This is a genomic window from Mesorhizobium montanum (genome assembly GCF_033977145.1).
In the GTDB taxonomy this organism is placed as follows: Bacteria; Pseudomonadota; Alphaproteobacteria; order Rhizobiales; family Rhizobiaceae; genus Mesorhizobium; species Mesorhizobium montanum.
In genome coordinates this window covers 306,576-327,208 of sequence record NZ_JAVIJF010000004.1, presented here as the reverse complement: position 1 = coordinate 327,208, position 20,633 = coordinate 306,576, and the positions used below count along the sequence as shown (strand labels likewise).

At 63.6% G+C, this 20,633-nt stretch carries 16 protein-coding genes; 9 read left to right on the top strand and 7 right to left on the bottom strand.

The genetic code is table 11. The features are described 5' to 3' along the window. Nucleotides 1–75 precede the first annotated feature (75 nt). Together RFM68_RS07810 and RFM68_RS07805 are read right to left on the bottom strand one after the other, a co-directional pair. Nucleotides 76–1,155: an ABC transporter substrate-binding protein gene (locus RFM68_RS07810; RefSeq protein ID WP_320232130.1), complete on the bottom strand. Its 1,080-nt coding sequence runs from the start codon at nucleotides 1,153–1,155 to the stop codon at nucleotides 76–78. Nucleotides 1,156–1,440: 285 nt separating this feature from the next. Next, on the bottom strand, nucleotides 1,441–2,325 hold the full coding sequence (locus tag RFM68_RS07805; protein WP_320232129.1) for an AraC family transcriptional regulator: 885 nt from the start codon (nucleotides 2,323–2,325) through the stop codon (nucleotides 1,441–1,443). 261 nt (nucleotides 2,326–2,586) lie between these two features. On the opposite strand from RFM68_RS07805, the gene RFM68_RS07800 reads away from it, so the two are divergent. Beyond that, complete coding sequence (locus RFM68_RS07800; protein WP_320232128.1) at nucleotides 2,587–3,747, top strand: glycoside hydrolase family 25 protein; 1,161 nt, start codon at nucleotides 2,587–2,589, stop codon at nucleotides 3,745–3,747. Nucleotides 3,748–3,780: 33 nt separating this feature from the next. Here the strand turns inward: RFM68_RS07800 and RFM68_RS07795 are convergent, their stop codons facing one another. Continuing rightward, nucleotides 3,781–4,620, bottom strand: a complete 840-nt coding sequence (locus RFM68_RS07795) for an AraC family transcriptional regulator (RefSeq protein WP_320232127.1) — start codon at nucleotides 4,618–4,620, stop codon at nucleotides 3,781–3,783. Between the two features lie 248 nt (nucleotides 4,621–4,868). Between RFM68_RS07795 and RFM68_RS07790 the strand changes: the two genes are divergently transcribed. The 6 genes from RFM68_RS07790 to RFM68_RS07765 all read left to right on the top strand — a co-directional run bounded on the left by RFM68_RS07790 (nucleotide 4,869) and on the right by RFM68_RS07765 (nucleotide 13,922). Further along, nucleotides 4,869–6,335, top strand: coding sequence for an alpha-glucosidase/alpha-galactosidase (locus tag RFM68_RS07790; protein WP_320232126.1), 1,467 nt, complete (start codon nucleotides 4,869–4,871; stop codon nucleotides 6,333–6,335). A gap of 154 nt (nucleotides 6,336–6,489) precedes the next feature. Next, on the top strand, nucleotides 6,490–8,574 hold the full coding sequence (locus RFM68_RS07785; protein WP_320232125.1) for an ABC transporter substrate-binding protein: 2,085 nt from the start codon (nucleotides 6,490–6,492) through the stop codon (nucleotides 8,572–8,574). A gap of 125 nt (nucleotides 8,575–8,699) precedes the next feature. Beyond that, nucleotides 8,700–9,707, top strand: a complete 1,008-nt coding sequence (locus tag RFM68_RS07780; protein WP_320232124.1) for an ABC transporter permease — start codon at nucleotides 8,700–8,702, stop codon at nucleotides 9,705–9,707. Further along, nucleotides 9,708–10,847: an ABC transporter permease gene (locus RFM68_RS07775; RefSeq protein ID WP_320232123.1), complete on the top strand. Its 1,140-nt coding sequence runs from the start codon at nucleotides 9,708–9,710 to the stop codon at nucleotides 10,845–10,847. It abuts the gene before it with no gap. 10 nt (nucleotides 10,848–10,857) lie between these two features. After that, nucleotides 10,858–12,528 (top strand): ABC transporter ATP-binding protein, encoded by a 1,671-nt coding sequence (locus tag RFM68_RS07770; RefSeq protein WP_320232122.1) that lies wholly within the window; start codon nucleotides 10,858–10,860, stop codon nucleotides 12,526–12,528. 23 nt (nucleotides 12,529–12,551) lie between these two features. Further along, nucleotides 12,552–13,922: an alpha-glucosidase/alpha-galactosidase gene (locus RFM68_RS07765; protein WP_320232121.1), complete on the top strand. Its 1,371-nt coding sequence runs from the start codon at nucleotides 12,552–12,554 to the stop codon at nucleotides 13,920–13,922. A 4-nt stretch (nucleotides 13,923–13,926) separates the two neighbouring features. Here RFM68_RS07765 and purD read toward each other — a convergent pair whose 3' ends face one another. Next, nucleotides 13,927–15,207, bottom strand: coding sequence for a phosphoribosylamine--glycine ligase (purD, locus tag RFM68_RS07760; protein WP_320232120.1), 1,281 nt, complete (start codon nucleotides 15,205–15,207; stop codon nucleotides 13,927–13,929). A gap of 329 nt (nucleotides 15,208–15,536) precedes the next feature. Beyond that, complete coding sequence (locus RFM68_RS07755) at nucleotides 15,537–16,331, bottom strand: phytanoyl-CoA dioxygenase family protein (RefSeq protein ID WP_320232119.1); 795 nt, start codon at nucleotides 16,329–16,331, stop codon at nucleotides 15,537–15,539. A gap of 88 nt (nucleotides 16,332–16,419) precedes the next feature. Between RFM68_RS07755 and RFM68_RS07750 the strand changes: the two genes are divergently transcribed. Both RFM68_RS07750 and ubiA read left to right on the top strand, forming a co-directional pair. Continuing rightward, nucleotides 16,420–17,331: a LysR family transcriptional regulator gene (locus RFM68_RS07750; protein WP_320232118.1), complete on the top strand. Its 912-nt coding sequence runs from the start codon at nucleotides 16,420–16,422 to the stop codon at nucleotides 17,329–17,331. A gap of 51 nt (nucleotides 17,332–17,382) precedes the next feature. Further along, nucleotides 17,383–18,366 (top strand): 4-hydroxybenzoate octaprenyltransferase, encoded by a 984-nt coding sequence (ubiA, locus tag RFM68_RS07745; RefSeq protein ID WP_320232163.1) that lies wholly within the window; start codon nucleotides 17,383–17,385, stop codon nucleotides 18,364–18,366. Between the two features lie 42 nt (nucleotides 18,367–18,408). Here the strand turns inward: ubiA and RFM68_RS07740 are convergent, their stop codons facing one another. Both RFM68_RS07740 and RFM68_RS07735 read right to left on the bottom strand, forming a co-directional pair. Beyond that, nucleotides 18,409–18,975 (bottom strand): DUF6101 family protein, encoded by a 567-nt coding sequence (locus tag RFM68_RS07740; RefSeq protein ID WP_320232117.1) that lies wholly within the window; start codon nucleotides 18,973–18,975, stop codon nucleotides 18,409–18,411. A 185-nt stretch (nucleotides 18,976–19,160) separates the two neighbouring features. Further along, nucleotides 19,161–20,591 (bottom strand): FAD-binding oxidoreductase, encoded by a 1,431-nt coding sequence (locus RFM68_RS07735; protein WP_320232116.1) that lies wholly within the window; start codon nucleotides 20,589–20,591, stop codon nucleotides 19,161–19,163. Nucleotides 20,592–20,633 lie beyond the last annotated feature (42 nt).

Genomic DNA, 20,633 nt, shown 5'->3' with positions numbered 1-20,633 from the left:
GCATTGGCCTTTCGTGGCGATCAGGTCCTTGGACATCCGGCCGCCCGACGGGCGGCCGGATGTCATGGAACATGATCAGTTGATGCCGAGCTTCTTGCAGCCCTCGGCATAGCGGTCGACGCAGAGTTCCGCCGCCGTGTTGATCTTCTTGTCGATGATCTCGGCCTTGAGGTTCTCCTGCGTCACCACCGCCGGCGTGAAGAGCTGCGAGGGCGTGTCGTACAGCGTCATCTCGGCCTTCGGCGTCTCGCCCGACAAAAGCTTGACGGCGACGTTGGCCGCGGCGGCCGCGACGATCTCGCTCGGCTTGGAGATGGTGTTGTACTGGTCGCCGGCGATGATCAGCTGCAGGGCCGCGATGGTGGCGTCGTTGCCGGTCACCGGCGGAACCGGATCGACGCCGGCCGCCTTGAAGGCCGCGATCGCGCCGCCGCCGGTCCCGTCGTTGGCGGCCACCACGCCGAGGATCTTGGCGCCGAAGCGGGTGACTTGGCCGCTGGCCCATTGCTGGGCCTTCGGCGGCGCCCATTCCGGCGTGTCGAACTCGGCCAGGATCGGATAGCCGCTGTTGTCGAGGCCCTCGTGGATGCCCTTCTTGATCAGGCCCGCGGCAGCATCGGTCGGGGAGCCGTTGATCTGCAGCAGGCCGCCGCCGGCCGGGTCGACCTTCAGCGCCTTCAGATGCTCAACCAGTGAATCGGCAATCGCCTTGCCGATGCCTTCGTTGTTGAAGGACACATAGAAATCGGCGGGCGCCGTCGGGATGGGCCGATCATAGGCGATGACCTTGACGCCCTGGCTCTGCGCGAGCTTGACCAGCGAGGCGGCGGCGGTCGAATCGACCGGGTCGAGCACGATGGCCTTGGCGCCCTGCGAGATCACAGAATTGAACTGCTGCTGCTGGCGTGCGGCGTCGGCATCGGCGTTCTGGTAGATCACCTTGCAGCCCGGGCAGAGCTTCTTCATCTCGGCGACGAAGCCGGGATAGTCGTGCTGCTCGTAGCGGGTCGATGCCTGGTCGGGCATCAGGAAGGCAACCGTGGCGTCGGTCACCGTGTCGGCGAATGCCGCCGTGCTGCCGAGCAGTGAGACCGCGAAAACGGCCGCGACGGTCGATTTCAAGGCAAACGGCGATTTCCAAGCATTTCTGGTCATTCGAATGTCTCCGTTTCGAGAAATGGTTTCACGAGGACCTGCGCGGTGGACGACGCGTCAGGCCTTGACTGCATGTCGAACTGTTGAAAGGAGTAGATCTACAGCAGCCGAGGATCGATCGATCCCGATAGGCCGCGCAGACACTCCTGAACGTGCCGGATTTCGGGCAAACGAACCCCAGCACAGGGTGCCCTGCACCCCGCGTCTTTCCTTCCCTGAATGTCTCTTCGTTTTTGAAGCAATTCCGCACGGAATTGCTTTTAGGCTCCTCCCGCTTCCTCCCTGTTAGGCGGCAATCTCCGCGTTGATGTTCTCCGCCAACAAAGCCCTGAAGCGCGAAGGCGACATGCCTTTCTGCGCCAGGAACTGACGGTTGAAATTCGAGATGTTGTTGTAGCCGGCGGCGTAGCAGATTTCGGTGATCGACATCTGCGTCTCGCTCATCAGCAATTGGCAGGCGAGGTTGATGCGCAGGCGGTTGACGTACTGCACCAGCGCCATCCCCGTGTGCCGGCGGAAGCTGCGCGAGAAGGCGCTCGGGCTGCGTCCGGCGATCTCAGCAAGTGTGCCTTCGCTGAAGGGCTCGGTCAGGTGGCAGTTGATATAGGCGAGCGCCTGGTTGATGCCGGCCGACATGAAGCCGGACGGGTCGGGCAGATAACCCGCGCTGGCCAGCGTGCGGACATCGGCGGCGCGGTTCAAGATGTCGAGCACGGCCATGAACAGCGACAGGCGGCGCACGCCTTGCGCCTCGGTCAGTTCCGCCAGCAAAGGCGCCGCAAGCTCGGCCGTCGCCGCCGAGAACAGCGCGCCGCGACGGCTGGTTTCGAGGATGCCGGCGCAGGCGGCGAGTTCGGGCAAGACGGCGGAAGCGCCGGCGATGAATTCTTCCGAGAACTGGATGACGCGGCCGCGCAGCGGCACGGTCTCGCCCGGCGGCACGTCGCTGACCCAGTTGTGCGGCAGGTTGGGGCCGGTGAGCACCAGATTGCCCGGCTCGAATTCGCCGATGAAGTCGCCGACGAAATAGCGGCCGGTGGTGGCGACGACCAGATGCAGTTCGTATTCGGGGTGAAAGTGCCAGCGCACGGTGCGGAAAGGATAGCCGTGGGCCCAGGCCTTGAACGACTCTCCTTGTCTGATCTGGACGACTTCCAGGTCCGGATTCATCTTCATTTCCTCCCCGCGCGGGTCCGGTCTTGTGACCGGTTGCTGCGCTTCGTCAGGCAGGCCCGTGTATTCCCACTGGCCGCCGTGATTGAAAGCTTAGGCGGCAATTGAAGCGCCTGCCACCACGGCTTGTCCACCCGACCGATACTTTTTTGACGTTTTGGAACAGACGAAAAACAGCCTCTGGGCACAAGCGGCCCCGAAGCACTTCCTTAACCATAGCGGTTCAGGATCGTTCCCTGGTCAGTGGGGACACCCTGATTGAAAAAGCCGGCGCGCCCTCTTCGCCGCCTGGCGCTTCTCGCGGCGGCGATTGCGCTGGGCACGGCGGCAAAGGCCTCGGATTTCTCCGAGCCGTGGAAGAATGCCGACCGTCCGCTGGTGATCGACGCCTACGAATACAATTCGATCGACTGGCAGCAGCTCGTCACCGACAAGCGCATCGCCGGCTTCATCAACAAGGCATCCGACGGGCTGCCGCCGCCTTATTTCTGCTTCGGCGCCGAGGCCGACGTCAAACTCTGCAAGGCACAGTGGAAGCGTTTCGCGGTGACGCGCGAACTGTTCCAGACGCGCAAGGTCGTGGCCAAGGCGCTCGGCCTGAAATGGGGCGCCTATCACCTCGCCAGACCCGGCAACCCGGTCGAGCAGGCCAATAACTTCATCGATTTCGCCGAACCGGCGCCGGATGAGCTGCTTGCCCTCGACATCGAAGGCATCGATGCCGCGCAGTGGATGTCGCTGGAAGACGCCGAGGAATTCGTGCGCCAGGTGCACCGCCGCCTCGGCCGCTTCCCGGTGCTCTATACCAACGGCAAGACGGCCCAATATATCGCTGACAACCGTTACCAGTACCGGCTGCTGTCGCGGCTGCCGCTCTGGTATGCGCGCTACAAGCCTGACATCGACGTGCATTTCCCGATGGGCAACTGGCAGGGCTACGCGCTGTGGCAATTCTCGGCGCAGGCCAATTGCGGCCGTTTCCGCTGCCCCTATCGCGTGCCCGGCACGCCCAACGACATCGACGTCAGCGTCGCGCCGATGAGCGCCGACCAGCTGCGCCAGGAATGGGCCTTTGGCGGGCTGCTCGATGTGCCGGCCGACTACCTCGCCTCGATCCCGGTGCCGGTTTCGCGTGAAGCAGCCCTCGCCGGCAAGGTGACGATCACCTATGCCGATGTGGCGACGCCGCCGACCGTCGAGGAAATGGTCGCCGTGCTCGGATCGCGCTGGGAAAAATTCCGCGACGGTTTCCACATGCCGGTGGTGAAGACGGTGCCGCGGCGGTCGGGCTTCGGCATCATGCAATATGTCGCATGGAAACGCTCCGGGCAGCGCACGCCCGAACAGATCGACGCGGCTTTCGCGGCGGCCGATCCGGTCAATACTGCTTCGACCGCGCTCGACCATAAGCGGCGCTGACCTCCTGGGCATCATCGGCGAAAATCCTGTACGTCAACGATGGCCCCGGCTGGCATACATGCCGGTGGTGCGGAACTGCGTCGGGTTGATGCCGTAGCAGCGGCGAAAAACCTTGGAGAAGTAGTTCGCGTCCTCGAAACCGCACAGCACCGCGACCTCCTTGACCGGCAGGAAGTCCGCCTTGGTCAGCAGCTTCGCCGCCCGCTGCAGCCGCTGCTGCAGGACGAACTCCGCGGGCGGCAGCCCTTCGCTCTCGGCGAAGCAGCGCGAGAAATGGGCGCGGCTGAGGCCGCTGATTTCGACCAGCTCCGCCACCGGCAGCGGCTTGTCCAGATTGGCGTTGATGTGGTCGATGACCGGCTGCATGGCGCTCTGCTTCTCGGCGAAGGCGTGCGAGCCGAAGACATCGTCGTAGAGCGCCATCGCCGCCTCATAGGCGATCGCCGAGGCAACGCCGGGCGAACCAGCGCCCTTGATGAGCCGCAGGCTGCAATCGGCGAGATGATCGATGGTCGCCGGCTGCAGCCGGAACACCGGGCCTGAGATGCTCAGAATGGATTTGTGGACGCGCAGCGCCTCCTCGCCGTTCATCGATATCCAGAAATATTCCCAGCGGTCGCCCTTTGCGAGCCAATAGCGATGGTTGTGCGGCACCAGCACCAGCAGCGTGTCGTTCGCCTGCAGGCGATAGCTGCGGTTCTCGTAGCGCAACTGACCGTTGCCGCTGATCGTATGCTGGAGCACGGTGAAAGGCGTCTGGCCGCGCTTGCGCCCGTCCCAATCGTAAGTCTCGTCCTCGCGCACCTCATAGCCAGTGCTGGTCGGCATGGCGTGCAGACGCTGGCGGCCGCGCGGCAGCGAAATCGTCCGCATCAACTTCCCGTTGGCGATCAGGTCCCGCAGCACAAAATTACCCTCGAAAGCATAATCCTTCTCTGGTCGCGCCGGCGAATAAGCGCATAATCAAGCCCTCAAGAACGGGAATGACCCGCGGGTCGAGGAGCGGGCGGGAGGATAAAAAGCCGGATTTCCGGCTTTGCGCGGTGCGTGCGCCATGGCGCGCGGCCGTATCCTCCGTTGCTGCTCCTTGCCTAGCATTCGATTGGATCGAGGTGAAGGTGATGAGCTTCAAAATCGCTATTATCGGCGCCGGCAGCGTCGGATTTACCAAGAAGCTGTTCACCGACATTCTGTGCGTGCCGGAATTCAAGGACATCGAATTCGCGCTGACCGACATCAGCGAGCATAATCTCGGGATGATCAAGGCGATCCTCGACAGGATCGTCGAGGCGAACAAACTTCCGACCAAAGTGACGGCGACGACCGATCGCCGCAAGGCGCTCGAAGGGGCGCGCTACATCATCAGTTGCGTGCGCGTCGGTGGTCTCGAAGCCTATGCCGACGACATCCGGATTCCGCTGAAATATGGCATCGACCAGTGCGTCGGCGACACGATCTGTGCCGGCGGCATCCTCTACGGCCAGCGCAACATTCCGGTGATTCTCGATTTCTGTCGGGACATTCGCGAGGTCGCCGAGACGAACGCGAAATTCCTCAACTACGCCAACCCGATGGCGATGAACACCTGGGCGGCGATCGAATACGGCAAAGTCGACACGGTCGGCCTCTGCCATGGCGTCCAGCACGGCGCCGAACAGATCGCCGAGGTGCTGGGCGCGAAATCGCCCAAGGAGCTCGACTATGTCTGTTCCGGCATCAACCACCAGACCTGGTTCATCGAGTTGCGGCTGAACGGCCGGCCGATCGGCAAGGACGAACTGGTCGCCGCCTTCGAAACGCATCCGGTCTACTCGAAGCAGGAAAAGCTGCGCATCGATGTGCTGAAGCGTTTCGGCGTCTATTCGACCGAAAGCAACGGGCATCTCTCCGAATATCTGCCGTGGTACCGCAAGCGCCCCGACGAGATCACCCGCTGGATCGACATGTCGGACTGGATCCATGGCGAGACGGGCGGCTACCTCCGCTATTCCACGGAAACCCGCAATTGGTTCGAGACCGAATATCCGCAATTCCTCGAAGCGGCGTCGAAGCCGATCGATCCGCAGAAGCGCTCCAACGAGCACGCCAGCCACATATTGGAGGCGCTGGAAACCAACCGCGTCTATCGTGGCCACTTCAACGTCAAGAACAATGGCGTGATCACCAATCTGCCGCGTGACGCCATCATCGAGTCGCCCGGTTTCGTCGACCGCTTCGGCATCAACATGGCCGCCGGCATCACGCTGCCGGAAGCCTGTGCGGCCACTTGCATGGCCTCGATCAACGTCCAGCGCATGTCGGTCCATGCCGCGATATCTGGCGACATCGATTTGCTGAAGCTTGCCGTGCTGCATGACCCGCTGGTCGGCGCCGTGTCGACGCCTGAGGAGGTCTGGCAGATGGTCGACGAAATGGTCGTCGCCCAGGCGCAATGGTTGCCGCAATATGCCCATGCGGTTCCCGCGGCAAAGGAGCGGCTGTCGAAATCCATGGTCAAGACGCGGGAATGGGCGGGGGCCGCGCGGCGAAACGTGCGCTCGATCGAGGAATTGCGCGCCGAAAAGGCGGCGCTGAAGCAGGCCGGCTGAAAAACCGGGCGGGGCGACGGATCCAAAGGAGGCAGGTCCATCGCAGTCAGCCGTCCCGGAGCAATTCCAGGAGAAGTGTGCGGCCCGTCCGGAATTGCGCAGATGCATAGACAAGACAAGCAGCAGCAAACGTTTGAACACGAGGGAGGAGACAATGAGGAACCTACGCAGCATTGGCATTGCCGCTGGACTGGCGCTGAGCGTCTCCGCTCCGGCGCTCAACGCTTTCGCTTCCGAACCGACCGTGCCGCCGGTGCCGGCGACGTTTCCGGCCGGGGGCAAGATCCACTATGTGGCGCGCGACTCCATCCTGGAGTTCAAGGCGCTGCCCGACTATCACGAGCCGGACTGGGTCACCGAGAAATACGTCAAGACCGGTAAGCTGCCGCCGGTCAAGGACAGGCTGCCGAAAGAGCCGCTGGTCTTCAAGACGGGCAACATGCCGGACGGCATCGGCGTCTATGGCGACACGATGCGTCACGTCATCGGTGGCAGGCCGGAAGGCTGGAACTACGGCGCCGGCCAGACACAAGGCTGGGGCGGCATCGACATCGCGCTTTCCGAATGCCTGACGCGGACGGCGCCGCTGTTCCAGGTCGAGGCCAAGGACACCGAGCCGCTGCCCAACCTCGCCAGGAGCTGGGACTGGTCAAGCGACGGTCACAAACTGACCATGCACCTGGTCGAAGGCGCCAAATGGTCCGACGGCGTTCCCTTCAACGCCGACGACGTCATGTTCTACTGGGACGACGAGGTCGTCGACCCGAACGTCTCGCCGCTTAACGGCGCCACGGCGGAAACCTTCGGCGTCGGCACGACGCTGAAGAAGATCGATGACTACACTGTCGAGTGGACGTTCAAGGAGGCCTTCCCGAGGCAGTATCTCTACGCGATGGCCTACGGCACCTTCTGCCCCGGCCCCTCGCATATCCTCAAGCCGCAGCATCCGAAATATTCGAAGAACACCTACGACCAGTTCAAGAACGCCTTCCCGCCGGAGTTCATGAACATGCCGGTGATGGGCGCCTGGGTGCCGGTCGAGTACCGGCCGGACGACATCATCGTCATGCGCCGCAACCCTTATTATTGGAAGGTCGACGAGAAGGGCAACCAGCTGCCCTATCTCAACGAGTTGCAATACAAGCTCTCCACCTGGGCCGACCGCGACGTCCAGGCGGTCGCCGGCTCAGGCGACTTCTCCAACCTCGAGCAGCCGGAAAACTTCGTCGCCTCGCTGAAACGGGCCGCCGAGAAGAACGCGCCGGCGCGTCTCGCCTTCGGCCCGCGCCTCATCGGCTACAATCTGCGCCTGAATTTTTCCGCCAATGGCTGGGGCAATCCCGACGAACGCAGCCAGGCGGTGCGCGAATTGAACCGCAACGAAGACTTCCGCAAGGCCGTCACCATGGCGCTCGACCGCAAGGCGCTGGGCGACTCGCTGGTCAAGGGGCCGTTCACCGCCATCTACCCCGGCGGCTTCTCGTCGGGCACAAGCTTCTATGACCGCAACTCGACCGTCTACTATCCGTTCGACCTCAAGGGCGCCAAGGCCGAACTCGCCAAGGCCGGCCTCAAGGACACGGACGGCGACGGTTTCGTCAACTTCCCGGCCGGCACCGCCGGCGGCAAGAACGTCGAGATCGTCATGCTGGTCAACAACGACTACGGCACCGACAAGAGCCTCGCCGAAGGCGTGGTGGGCCAGATGGAGAAGCTGGGCTTGAGGGTCGTGCTCAACGGGCTCAACGGCACCCAGCGCGACGCCTCGCAATATTCCGGCCGCTTCGACTGGCTGATCCGGCGCAACGATCAGGAACTCACCTCCGTGGTGCAGAACACCGAGCAGCTCGCCCCGGTCGGTCCGAAGACCAGTTGGAACCACCGCGCGCCGGAAAGCGGCGAGGTCGACCTGATGCCTTTCGAGAAGGATCTCGTCGACATCGTCAACAAGTTCGTCTCGTCGAAAGACAACGACCAGCGCGCCAGCCTGATGCGAGACTTCCAGAAGATCTCGACCGAGCATGTCTACAATGTCGGCCTGACGGAATATCCGGGCGCGCTCATCGTCAACAAGCGCTTCTCCAACATTCCGCAGGGCACGCCGATCTTCATGTTCAACTGGGCCGAGGATTCGATCATCCGCGAACGCGTCTTCGTCGCGGCCGACAAGCAGGCCAAGTATGAACTCTTTCCCCAGGAACTTCCCGGCAAGCCTGGAGACAAGGGGCCAATGGATTAGGCCAATGGATTAAGCTTTACCTCCCTGACGAAGAGATGTCCGGCCGCGTTGCGGCGCGGCCGGACAAAGCAGATCCTCCAAACGCACCGAACGCTTGACCCGGCCAGAAAGGAAGCAGACCGTCCATGTTGCGATTCCTGCTCATGCGCATAGCATCGGCTGTTCCCGTCCTCGGGATTTTGAGCCTGGTCACCTTCGCCATCATCCAGGCGCCGCCGGGCGACTATGCCGACTACATCAAATCGCAGCTGATCAACCAGGGCGGAGCCTCCTATGCGGAGGCAGACGCGCAGGCGCGGGCTTATCGCGTCGAGCATGGTCTCGATAAGCCGCTGCCCATCCAGTATCTCAACTGGATCGGCGGTATCGTCACCCGCGGCGATTTCGGCTACAGCCTCTATTACAACAAGCCGGTGGCCGACGTGGTGGGCGAACGGCTGCCGCGCACGCTGCTTCTTGCGCTGGTCTGCCACCTGCTCGCTTCGGTGCTCGGCATCACCTTCGGCATATGGGCGGCGACAAGGCAGTATTCCTGGATCGACTCCACGCTCTCGGCGATCTCGTTCCTCGGCATGACGGTGCCGCGCTTCCTGATGGCGCTGATCATCGTCTACCTGCTGGTCTTCCAGTTCAACGTGTCGGAAATCGGCTCGTTCTTCTCGCCGCAATATGGCGGCGCGCCATGGTCGTGGGCGAAATTCGTCGACCTCTTCAAGCATGTCTGGCCGGTGGTGGCGATCGCGACCTTCGGCGGCCTCGCCTACAACATGCGGGTCATGCGCGGCAATCTGCTCGATACGCTGAACGCGCAATATGTCGAGACGGCCAAGGCCAAGGGATTGACCGGCGGTGCCGTCGTATTGCGTCACGCGGTGCCCAACGCGCTGCATCCGCTGATCATGTATCAGGGCGTGGTGCTGCCCTACATGCTCACCGGCGAAATCGAGACGGCGATCATCTTCGCGCTACCGACCGTCGGCCCGGCGATCGTCGGCTCGATGGCGGTCGGCGACGTCTATGTCACGGCTACCTTCATGATGGTGCTGTCGGCGACGCTGATCGTCGGCAACATCATCGCCGACCTGCTGCTCGTCCTGCTCGATCCGCGCGTCCGCCAGTTCGGGGAACACTAGATGCTGGCGCGCGATCCCTCCCCGCCGCCGCTGCCGGCGAAAGGCGTGACCATAGCCGAACCGGCGCATGGCAATGAGAGCTACATCGCGCTGGTCTGGCGTCGTCTGAAGCGCTCCTGGACCGGCATGGCAGGCCTTTGCCTGGTCGTTCTGCTGCTGATCATGGCGGTGTTCGCGGATTTCATCGCGCCAATGGATCCGAAGGCAACGGATGTCGCCTTCGCCCCGCCGCAGGTGCCCGCTTTCCATGACAAGGACGGCAATTTCGTCGCGCGGCCGAGGGTCTATGCGCTGGCCGATTCGGCCGATCTCGATCCGGTCACCTTCCAGCCCATCGTCGGCCCGGACTACGACCACCCGAGGCTGCTCGGCTTCTTCGTCGAGGGTGAGCCCTACAAGCTCTTCGGGCTGATACCGGCGACCCGGCATTTCTTCGCCTCGACGGACGGCCAGCCGGTGCATTTCCTCGGCACCGACAAATTCGGCCGCGATGTGCTGTCGCGCGCCATCCACGGCTCGCGCGTCTCGCTGATGATCGCGCTGACGGTGGTCTTCATCATCACCGTCATCGGCACCACCGTCGGCATGGTCTCCGGCTATCTCGGCGGCAGGTTCGATGTCTGGATGCAACGCTTCGTCGAGCTGGTGCTCGCCTTCCCGCAACTGCCGCTTTATCTGGCGCTGACGACGCTGATCCCGGTCACCGCGCCAACCAACATCTTCCTCGCCTTCGTCATCGTCGTCATGTCGGCGCTGGGCTGGGCGCAGATGTCGCGCGAGGTGCGCGGCAAGACGCTGGCGCTGGCGCGGATCGACTATGTGCGCGCCGCCATGGCCGTCGGCGCCACCGACCGGCGCATCATCATGCAGCACATCTTCCCCAATGTGATGAGCCACGTGATCGTCGCGGTGACGCTGGCGATCCCGACGGTGGTGCTGCTCGAATCCTTCCTCGGCTTCCTCGGCTTCGCGGTGAAACCGCCGCTGATCTCCTGGGGGCTGATGCTGCAGGATACCGCGACTTATTCGGTCATCGGCACCTATCCCTGGATTCTCTCACCGGTCGGCTTCGTGCTGATCACTGTCTTTGCCTTCAACGCGCTTGGCGACGGCCTGCGCGATGCCGTCGATCCCTATTGAGGTGGCAGAGATGACGACGATCGCGCTTGCAGAACCCTTCGCACCAGCCATCCGGCTTGACCACGACGGCCGCCACGACCAGCCGGTCATCGACGCGCGCAACATCGAGGTCGCGTTCAAGGTCGAGCACGGCACCGTCGAGGCGGTCAAGGACGTCTCGTTCCAGCTCTATCGCGGCGAGACCATTGCCATCGTCGGTGAATCCGGTTCGGGCAAGTCGGTGACGGCGCGCACCGTCATGGGGCTATTGTCGCGCCGGGCAACCGTGTCGCCGCGGTCGAGCGTGGACTATTGCGGGCAGAACATCCTGAAATTTCCCGAGAGCGCCCGGCGCAAGCTGCGCGGCAACCGCATCTCGATGATCTTCCAGGAGCCGATGAGCTCGCTGAATCCGATCTACACGGTCGGCAGCCAGATCGTCGAGGCGATCCGGGTTCATCGCAAGGTGGGCCGCAGGCAAGCCTGGGCGCGGGCGCTCGAGCTTCTCAAGCATGTCCAGATCCCCGAACCGGAAGCACGGCTCAAGCAATATCCGCACCAGCTCTCCGGCGGCCAGCGCCAGCGGGTGATGATCGCCATGGCTTTGGCAAACGAGCCCGACGTGCTGATCGCCGACGAGCCGACCACCGCGCTCGACGTCACGGTCCAGGCGCAAATCCTGAACCTGATCCGCAACCTGCAGAAGGAACTGCGGATGGCGGTGATCCTGATCACGCACGACCTCACCGTCGTGCGCAAGTTCTCCGACTATGTCTATGTCATGCAGCATGGCGAGATGCGCGAGCACAACGTCACCGAGCGGCTGTTCGCCGATCCGCAGCATCCCTATACGAAGCGGCTGCTCGCCTCCGAGCCGCGCGGGCGGCCGAAGCCTTTGCCCGACAAGTCCGGCACCATCCTCGAGGCGAACGGCGTGCGCGTCTGCTTCACGCTGCGCCACGGCACCTTCCTGAAACCGGATTGGCGCGAGCTGGTCGCGGTCGACGATCTCGGCCTGAAGCTCTGCCGCCATGAAACGCTGGGGCTGGTCGGCGAATCCGGCTCCGGCAAGACCACATTCGGCCAGGCGCTGCTCAGGCTGCTTGACGCCAAGCGCGGCGACATCCGCTTCGACGGACAGCCGATCCAAAGCCTGTCGCGCACCGAGATGCGGCCATTGCGGTCGCGCATGCAGATCGTCTTCCAGGACCCGTTCTCCTCGCTCAATCCGCGCATGACGATCGGCCAGATCATCGAGGAAGGATTGGTCGTCAACAAACTGGGCGCGACACGGCGCGAGCGGAACGAGCGGGTGCGCGAGGCGCTGGTCAGCGCCGGCATGCCCGGCAACATCCTGTCGCGGTTCCCGCATGAATTTTCGGGCGGCCAGCGGCAGCGCATCGCGATCGCGCGCGCCATCGCGCTGGAACCCGAATTCATCCTGCTCGACGAACCGACATCGGCGCTCGACCTTTCCGTCCAGGCGCAGATCATCGATCTTCTGCGCAAGCTGCAGGATGAGCGCGGCTTGAGCTACCTTTTCATCTCGCATGACCTCAAGGTCGTGCGCGCGCTATGCCACCGCGTCATCGTCATGCAGCACGGCAAGATCGTCGAACAGGGACCCGTCGACGAGGTCCTTTCCAATCCCAAGACCGCCTACACCGAACGGCTCGTCAGGGCCGCTTTCGACGTAGCGTGAAATACGTGCCGGAGGTTCCAGACGTGGCAAGAAATCCCAGGATCACTTTTATCGGCGCCGGCTCGACGGTGTTCATGAAGAACATAGTCGGCGACGTGCTGCAGCGGCCAGCGCTGTCGGGCGCGACCATCGCGCTGATGGACATAAACCCGCAACGGCTGGAAGAGAGCGCCATCGTCGTCAACAAGCTGATCGCCACGCTTGGCGTCAAGGCGAAGGCCGAGACCTATTCCGACCAGCGCAAGGCGCTCTCCGGCGCCGACTTCGTCGTCGTCGCCTTCCAGATCGGCGGCTATGAGCCCTGCACGGTCACCGACTTCGAAGTGCCGAAGAAATACGGCCTGCGCCAGACGATCGCCGACACGCTGGGCGTCGGCGGCATCATGCGGGGTCTCCGGACCGTGCCGCATCTGTGGACAATCTGCGAGGACATGCTCGTGGTCTGCCCGGAGGCGATCATGCTGCAATATGTCAACCCAATGGCGATCAACACCTGGGCGATCGCCGAGAAATACCCCCAAATCAAACAAGTCGGTCTTTGCCATTCGGTGCAGGGCACGGCGATGGAACTGGCGCATGATCTCGACCTCCCCTACGAGGAAATCCGCTACCGCTCGGCCGGCATCAACCACATGGCTTTCTACCTGAAATTCGAACATCGCCAGCCGGACGGCTCCTACCGCGACCTCTATCCCGATCTTGTGCGCGCCTATCGCGAAGGCCGCGCGCCCAAGCCCGGCTGGAATCCGCGCTGCCCGAACAAGGTCCGCTACGAGATGCTAACCCGGCTCGGCTACTTCGTCACCGAAAGCTCGGAGCATTTCGCCGAATACACGCCCTATTTCATCAAGGACGGCCGCCCTGACCTGATCGAGAAATACGGCATTCCGCTCGACGAATATCCGAAGCGCTGCATCGAGCAGATCGAGCACTGGAAAGGACAGGCGGAGGCCTACCGGTCGGCGGACCGGATCGAGGTCGAGCAGTCCAGGGAATATGCCTCCTCGATCATGAACTCGGTGTGGACCGGCGAGCCGTCGGTGATCTACGGCAATGTCCGCAACAATGGCTGCATCACCTCACTACCTTTCGATTGCGCCGCCGAACTGCCGTGCCTGGTCGATGCCTCGGGCATCCAGCCGACTTATATCGGCGACCTGCCGCCGCAGCTCACGGCGCTGATCCGCACGAACATCAACGTGCAGCAGCTGACGGTGCGGGCGATGATCACGGAAAATCGCGAGCACATCTACCACGCGGCGATGATGGATCCGCACACCGCGGCCGAGCTCGACCTCGACCAGATCTGGTCGCTGGTCGACGATCTGCTCGCCGCTCACGGCGACTGGCTGCCGGCCTGGGCACGCGCGCGCAAAAAGACCCAGGCGGCCTGAAAGCTCAGCCGCCGGTCTTCTCGTGCTCGACGGCGCGCCAGCCGATGTCGTGGCGGTAAAAGCCCTGCGGCCAGTCGATTTGGTGGATCGCCGCGTAGGCCTTTTGCTGCGCCTCGCCAACCGTCGCGCCGAGCGCGGTGACGTTGAGCACGCGCCCGCCATTGGCGACCAGCGCGCCGCCATTGATGGCGGTGCCGGCATGGAAGACCTGGGCACCCGCGCCTTCCACCTTGTCGAGGCCGCGGATGACGGAGCCCTTTTCCGGCGTGCCGGGATACCCCCTCGCTGCCATCACCACGGTCAGTGCCGTCTCGTCGCTCCAGCGGACCGACATATGCGCGAGCTGGCCGTCGACGGCGGCGTTGAGCAGGACAAGCAGGTCGTCCTTCAGCCGCATCGTCAGCACCTGGCATTCGGGATCGCCGAAGCGGGTGTTGTATTCGATCAGTTTCGGGCCCTGGTCGGTGATCATCAGGCCGGCAAAGAGGATGCCGGCAAAGGGCGCGCCGATATCGGCCATGCCGCGCATGGTCGGCTCGATGATCTCGCGCATAGTGCGTTCGGTCATTTCCGGCGTCATCACCGGCGCCGGCGAATAGGCGCCCATGCCGCCGGTGTTCGGCCCGGTATCGCCGTCGCCGACGCGCTTGTGGTCCTGCGCGGTGCCGAAGGGCAGCGCGGTGGCGCCGTCGCATAGGCAAAAGAAGCTCGCCTCCTCGCCGGTCAGATATTCCTCGACCACGACCTCGGCGCCGGCCGCGCCGAAGGAACCGTCGAAACAGGCTTCGAGCGCGGCGATCGCCTCATCGAGTGTCATGGCGACGGTGACGCCCTTGCCCGCGGCAAGCCCGTCGGCCTTGATGACGATCGGCGCGCCCGTCTTCTCGACATAGGCCTTTGCCGAGGCGAGATCGCTGAAACGGCCATAGGCGGCGGTCGGGATGTCGAATTTGGCGCACAGGTCCTTGGTGAAGCCCTTCGAGCCCTCGAGCCGCGCCGCCGCCTTGGAGGGGCCGAAGACGCGGATGCCCCAGGCGCGCAGATCGTCGGCGATGCCGGCCACCAGCGGACCTTCCGGGCCGACCACGACCAGGTCGATCTTCTTCTCCTGGCAGAAAGCCGCGACGGCGGAATGATCGGCGACGTCGAGCTTGACCAGTTCGGCGACTCGGCCAATGCCCGGATTGCCGGGCGAAGCATAGAGCCTGGTCAGGAGCGGCGAGGCGGACATCTTCCAGGCGAGCGCATGTTCGCGGCCACCCGAGCCGAGAAGAAGAACATTCATGGCCACCTCTTGCTGCCGATCGTTCCCGTCGAGAGAACCCGCTATTGGTCCGCGGGCGACGGGTCAAGGCGTCTTGGCATTTTGGCGGCAATTGCGCACGGGAACATGGCCCTGATCAAGAGGGATAAGATAAGTTCCGCGTTCGGCTAGCCCCTCCCCAACCTCGTCATTCTAGGGTCTGCGCGCGTCGCTTCGCTCCTTGCTCCGCCCGTGGATGACGGGGCTGGCCCGGTTCGGCCAATCTCCAAGGCATGCGACTGACGGCGCAAATATAGCCGACCGATCAAAATTCCTGTGTCGGGTGAAACACACCTGGTCTGAAAAATACCTCAGCTCTGGAAAACGACGGGGAACCAGTCCTCGCGCAGTTTCTGGCCTGGCTTCATGTCATGGCCGGTATAGGGCGGCGAGGTGCGGCCGGGACGCTCGACATAATGCGCGTCGTCGCCGACCCAGCGCAGCGACAGCGCCCGGCGCCGCGCCGAGGTCATGTTGCCGCGCGCGCCATGGGCGGTGCGGAAGTCGAACAGGATGGCATCGCCCGGCTCCATCTCCCATTCCAGCACCTTCATCGAAGGGTCGTTGTCGGGATCGGGCACCGGCCGGTAGTCGCCCTCGCCGGCATAGAAATTGGCATCATTCAGCCAGCGTACCGGCAGGACCATCTTTTCCCATCTGTGCGAGCCTGCGATCAGCCTGAGCGTCGCTTCCTTCACCGGGTCGATCGGGATCCAGAAGCTCACCGTCTGGCTGCCGTCGACGAAGTAGTAGGGAATGTCCTGGTGCCACGGCGTCGGCTTCTGCGTGCCGGGCTCCTTGACCAGAACGTGGTCGTGGAAGAATTGCGCGCTGCGCGACTGCATGACGGCGGCCGCGAGTTCGGCGGCCGGCGATTCACGCACGATCCTGACGAATTCCGGGATGCGCTCCCAATTGCAGTAATCGTCGAAGAAGCTGCCCTTGCCGCCGGCAATGTCGGAGGCGGTGGCGCTGCGGTTCTGCATATTGCGTTCGATGCCGTCGGCGATGACATCGACCCAGTCCTTGAAGGCGCCGCGGATGCAGACCGCGCCATCGCGCTGGTAGTCGGCAATTGTCGAAGCATCGATCTTTGGGCTGGCCATGGCGCTCTCCTTGATTGGCAACCGACTATCGCAAGCGCCGAACATCGCGTAAAATAATAACTTGCCATCTAATTTATAGTTTTTGCCTATGAGACCGACCCTCACCCAGTTGCGCTATGTCGTTGCTGTCGCCCGCTATGGCAGCGTGACCGCGGCGGCGGCGGTGCTCAACGTCTCGCAGCCATCGGTCTCGGTGGCGATCGACAATGTCGAGGACGCCCTTGGCCAAAAACTGTTCGTGCGCCGGCGGGGAAGCGGCGTTGCGCTGACATCTTTCGGCCGCAGGGCCGTAGCCAAGGCAAGGCAGGTGCTGGGCGAGGCGGACGAACTGGCGGCGCTCGGATCGCGCGACGCCGATGCCGGCGGCGAGCTGGTGCTCGGCTGCTTCGAGGATCTGGCGCCCTATTTCGCGCCGGCGCTGATGCGTGCCTTCGCCGAGCGCTGCCCGGCCGTCACGGTGGTCATAGGCGACGAAACCTTCGACACGCTTGGGCGGCGCCTGGCCGACAGCGCCGTCGACCTCGGCCTCACCTACGATCTCGGCCTGCCCGGACATTTCAAGCGCATTCTTCTGCATGAATTGAGGCCGCACGCGCTTCTGCCCGCCAGCCACGTGCTGGCGGACAAGCGCGCCGTCAGCCTGGCCGAGCTCGCCCTGCATCCGCTGATCACCACCGACCAGCCGCACAGCTGGCAGCATATGCTGGACCTTTTCCTCAGCCGCGGCCTTTCGCCGGTCGCCCGGACGACAACAAGCTCGTTCGAATTGCAGCGCTCCATGGTGGCCAACGGCTTCGGCGTCGCGGTCAGCTACACCAGGCCGCATGGCGATCGGAGCTATGACGGCCTGCCGCTGGTCTGCAAGCCGCTCTCCGACCCGCTGCCGATGCAGCGCATCATCCTGACGCACGACACGCGCCAGCGCCTGTCGAAGGCGGCCGTGGCCTTCATCGAGGTCGCCAGGGCATGGTTTGCCGGTCACGATGTTTTCACCAGTTGAGCGACAACGCGGCCGCTTGACGGCGCCGCTTGCTGCTGCCACTCCAGCGTGATGGAACCCGTCCAGTCGAAAGCGATCCAGGGCCGTGTCGCCGATGCGCCGAGCGGCCATTGGGTGTACCGGGTGCTGCCGCGCCGGCTCTGGCCCTATGCGCAGCTTGCGCGCTGGGACCGGCCGATCGGCTGGCAGCTGCTGTTGTGGCCCTGCTGGTGGTCGGCGGCGCTTGCCGCTGGTGCCTATCCGCGTCCGACCGACCCGCTGCTGACGCTGCTGCCGGCGCCCTGGTACCTGTTGCTGTTCTTTATCGGCGCCGTCGCCATGCGCGGGGCCGGCTGCACCTATAACGACCTTGCCGACGAGGATATCGACAACCAGGTCGAGCGCACCCGCTCGCGGCCGCTGCCGGCGGGCAAGGTGACGCGCCGCCAGGCCTGGATATTCGTTATCGTCCAGGCGCTGATCGGGCTTGCCGTGCTGTTGCAGTTCAACAGCTTCGCCATCCCGCTCGGCATCGCTTCGCTCGCGATCGTCGCCGTCTATCCCTTCATGAAGCGCATCACCAGCTGGCCGCAATTCGTGCTCGGCCTTGCCTTCTCCTGGGGCGCGCTGATGGGCTGGGCGGTCGAGTTCGGCGACATCGACGATCCGGCCATCATGCTCTATATCGGCTCGATCCTGTGGGTTATCGGCTACGATACGATCTACGCGCATCAGGACAAGGAAGACGACGCCATCGTCGGCGTGCGTTCGACGGCGCGGCTGTTCGGCGACAACACCAAGACCTGGCTGGTCGGCCTCTATGGCGGCGCGCTGGTCTGTTTCGCCATCGCGTTTGCTTCGGCGCAGGTGCCCGTGGTGGCGCTGGCCGGCCTGATCGCCGCCGGCGCGCATATGGCGCGCCAGATCATCCGGCTCGACATCAACAATGCGGATCAGTGCCTGAAACTGTTCAAGTCGAACAACCAGGTCGGCTGGCTGATCTTCCTCGGCCTGATCGGCGGGTCAGTTTGGATATGGCTGAAGCCGCTGGTGTAGCGGGGCGTCCCCTTCTCCCCCTGTGGGAGAAGGGGGAGCTAACTACTCGCGCGCAATAATTTCCTCGCCCCCGATGACGAGTCTCAGGCCAAGGTTGCCGGCCTTGCGGCGAGCGAGGAAGCGCGGCCGGCGCATGTTGGAGACGCGGCCCTTGCGGCGCTCCTGCGACGGCAGCGCCTTGATGGCCACGCCGAGCGATTCTTCCAGCGTGCGGGCAATGCCGTCGGCTTCGATCAGAAGCATCGGCAGGCGATAGGCATCGGCCCAGGCGCGCCAGTCGGCGGCGACATCTTCGAGGTCGTCGGCGACCAGCAACGGCACCGACAGCATCGGATCATTGTGCAAGAGTTCGAGCGTCACCGTGACGTTGCCTTCGGGGTCTTCCATGGCGCGCGCGGCGACGCCGCGGAACGCCTTGGCGGGCAGTGCGATGATCGCCGGCAGGCCGCTCATCTCCAGCACGCGGCGGATAATGGCGCCACGCTGGTCGATGGTGAAGGTGACATCGCCATAGTCGTCGCGGGTGGCATAGCTCACCATCTGCGGCAGGCGAAACGGATCGAGGCGCATGTTGCGCCCGGCCCAGACCGGCTTCAATCCAGTGTTCATCAAATGTCTTCCCTGTTACTCCTGAGGGCCGTTTTCCGGTTCTCTCAGGGCCGGTTTTTCCGGCCTCGTTATGGGAAGAAACATTAGCGCTCGCTTCTTACCGCCGCGCTTAAGAAAGTCGGTTAAATTTTGCTGATCTCAGGGATGGTTATCGGAATGCGACCGGCCACCAGATGTGGGAAGGATCAGATAACCTTACCGGGATTCATGATGCCGGCCGGATCGAAGGCCGCCTTTACCCGGCGCATGAGATCGATCGCCATCGGCGGCGCCGTGGCGATCAGCTCGTCGCGCTTCAACTGGCCGATGCCGTGCTCGGCCGAGATCGAGCCATGGAAGGAGCGCACGACATCGTGCACGGCCTCGTTCATGGGATGGTAGAGGTCGAGGAACGCCTCGTCCCGCCAGTCCACGGGGCGCGAGATGTTGTAGTGGAGATTGCCGTCGCCCATATGGCCGAAGCAGACCACGCGCGCGCCGGAGCACACAGTCTCCACCACGCCGGCCGCCTTGTCGATGAACTGCGGGATCGAGGCGATCGGCACCGAGATGTCGTGCTTGATCGAGGCTCCCTCGGGCTTCTGGCACTCGGGCAATGTCTCGCGGAAGTTCCAGAAAGCGTCGCCCTGGGCAAGGCTTGCCGACACCACCGCATCGCCGACGATGCCTTGTTCGAGGCCGGCTGAAAGAATCTCCTCGATCAGCGCCCTGCCGTCTTCTTCGGAACGGCCGGACGAAATCTGCATCAGGACATACCAAGGCCAGTCGTCGGCCAGCGGCCGCGTGATGCCTTGACCGTGCTTCAGCGTGAAGTCGTAAGGCCTTTTGGCGATCAGCTCGAAAGCGGTGAGCGAAGGGCCGGCACGATCCATCGCCAAGGTGAACAGCGACAGTGCCGCTTCAGGCGACGACAGGCCGGCAAAGGCGACCTCCCTGCCCTTCGGCTTCGGGAACAATTTCAACACCGCGGCGGTGATGATGCCGAGCGTGCCTTCGGCGCCGACAAAGAGGTTTTTCAGATCGTAGCCGGTGTTGTCCTTCTTCAACTTGCGCAGGTCGTCGAACACCTCGCCGGTCGGCAGCACCACCTCGACGCCGAGACAGAGCTCGCGCGCATTGCCATAGGCGAGCACGCCGGTGCCGCCGGCATTGGAGGAGAGATTGCCGCCGATCTGGCAGGAGCCTTGAGCGGCGAGCGACAGCGGAAACAACCGGTCGGCGGCATCGGCCGCTTCCTGCAGCGTCTGCAGGATGACGCCGGCCTCGACCGTCACCGTATTCGACAAGACATCGATCTCGCGGATGCGGTTCAGCCGCGACAGCGACAGCACGATGTCGTGCCCGGATTTGTCCGGCACCTGGGCGCCGACCAGCCCTGTGTTGCCGCTTTGCGGCACGATCGGCGTTCCGGTCTCGGTTGCCAGCCGCATGATGCGGCTCACTTCCTCGACGCTGCCTGGCCTGAGCACCAGCGATGTCCGGCCGTGCCAAAGCCCGCGCCGCTCAGTGATGTAAGGCGTAATATCGGCCTGATCGCGCAGCGCGTATTTGTCGCCGACGATTGCCGCGAAACGGTCGATAATGGCGGGATCGAGGTCGAAGGGCTGATCGCTCATGATCTGAAACTAGAGCATGATGCCGAAAAGTGTGAAGCGGTT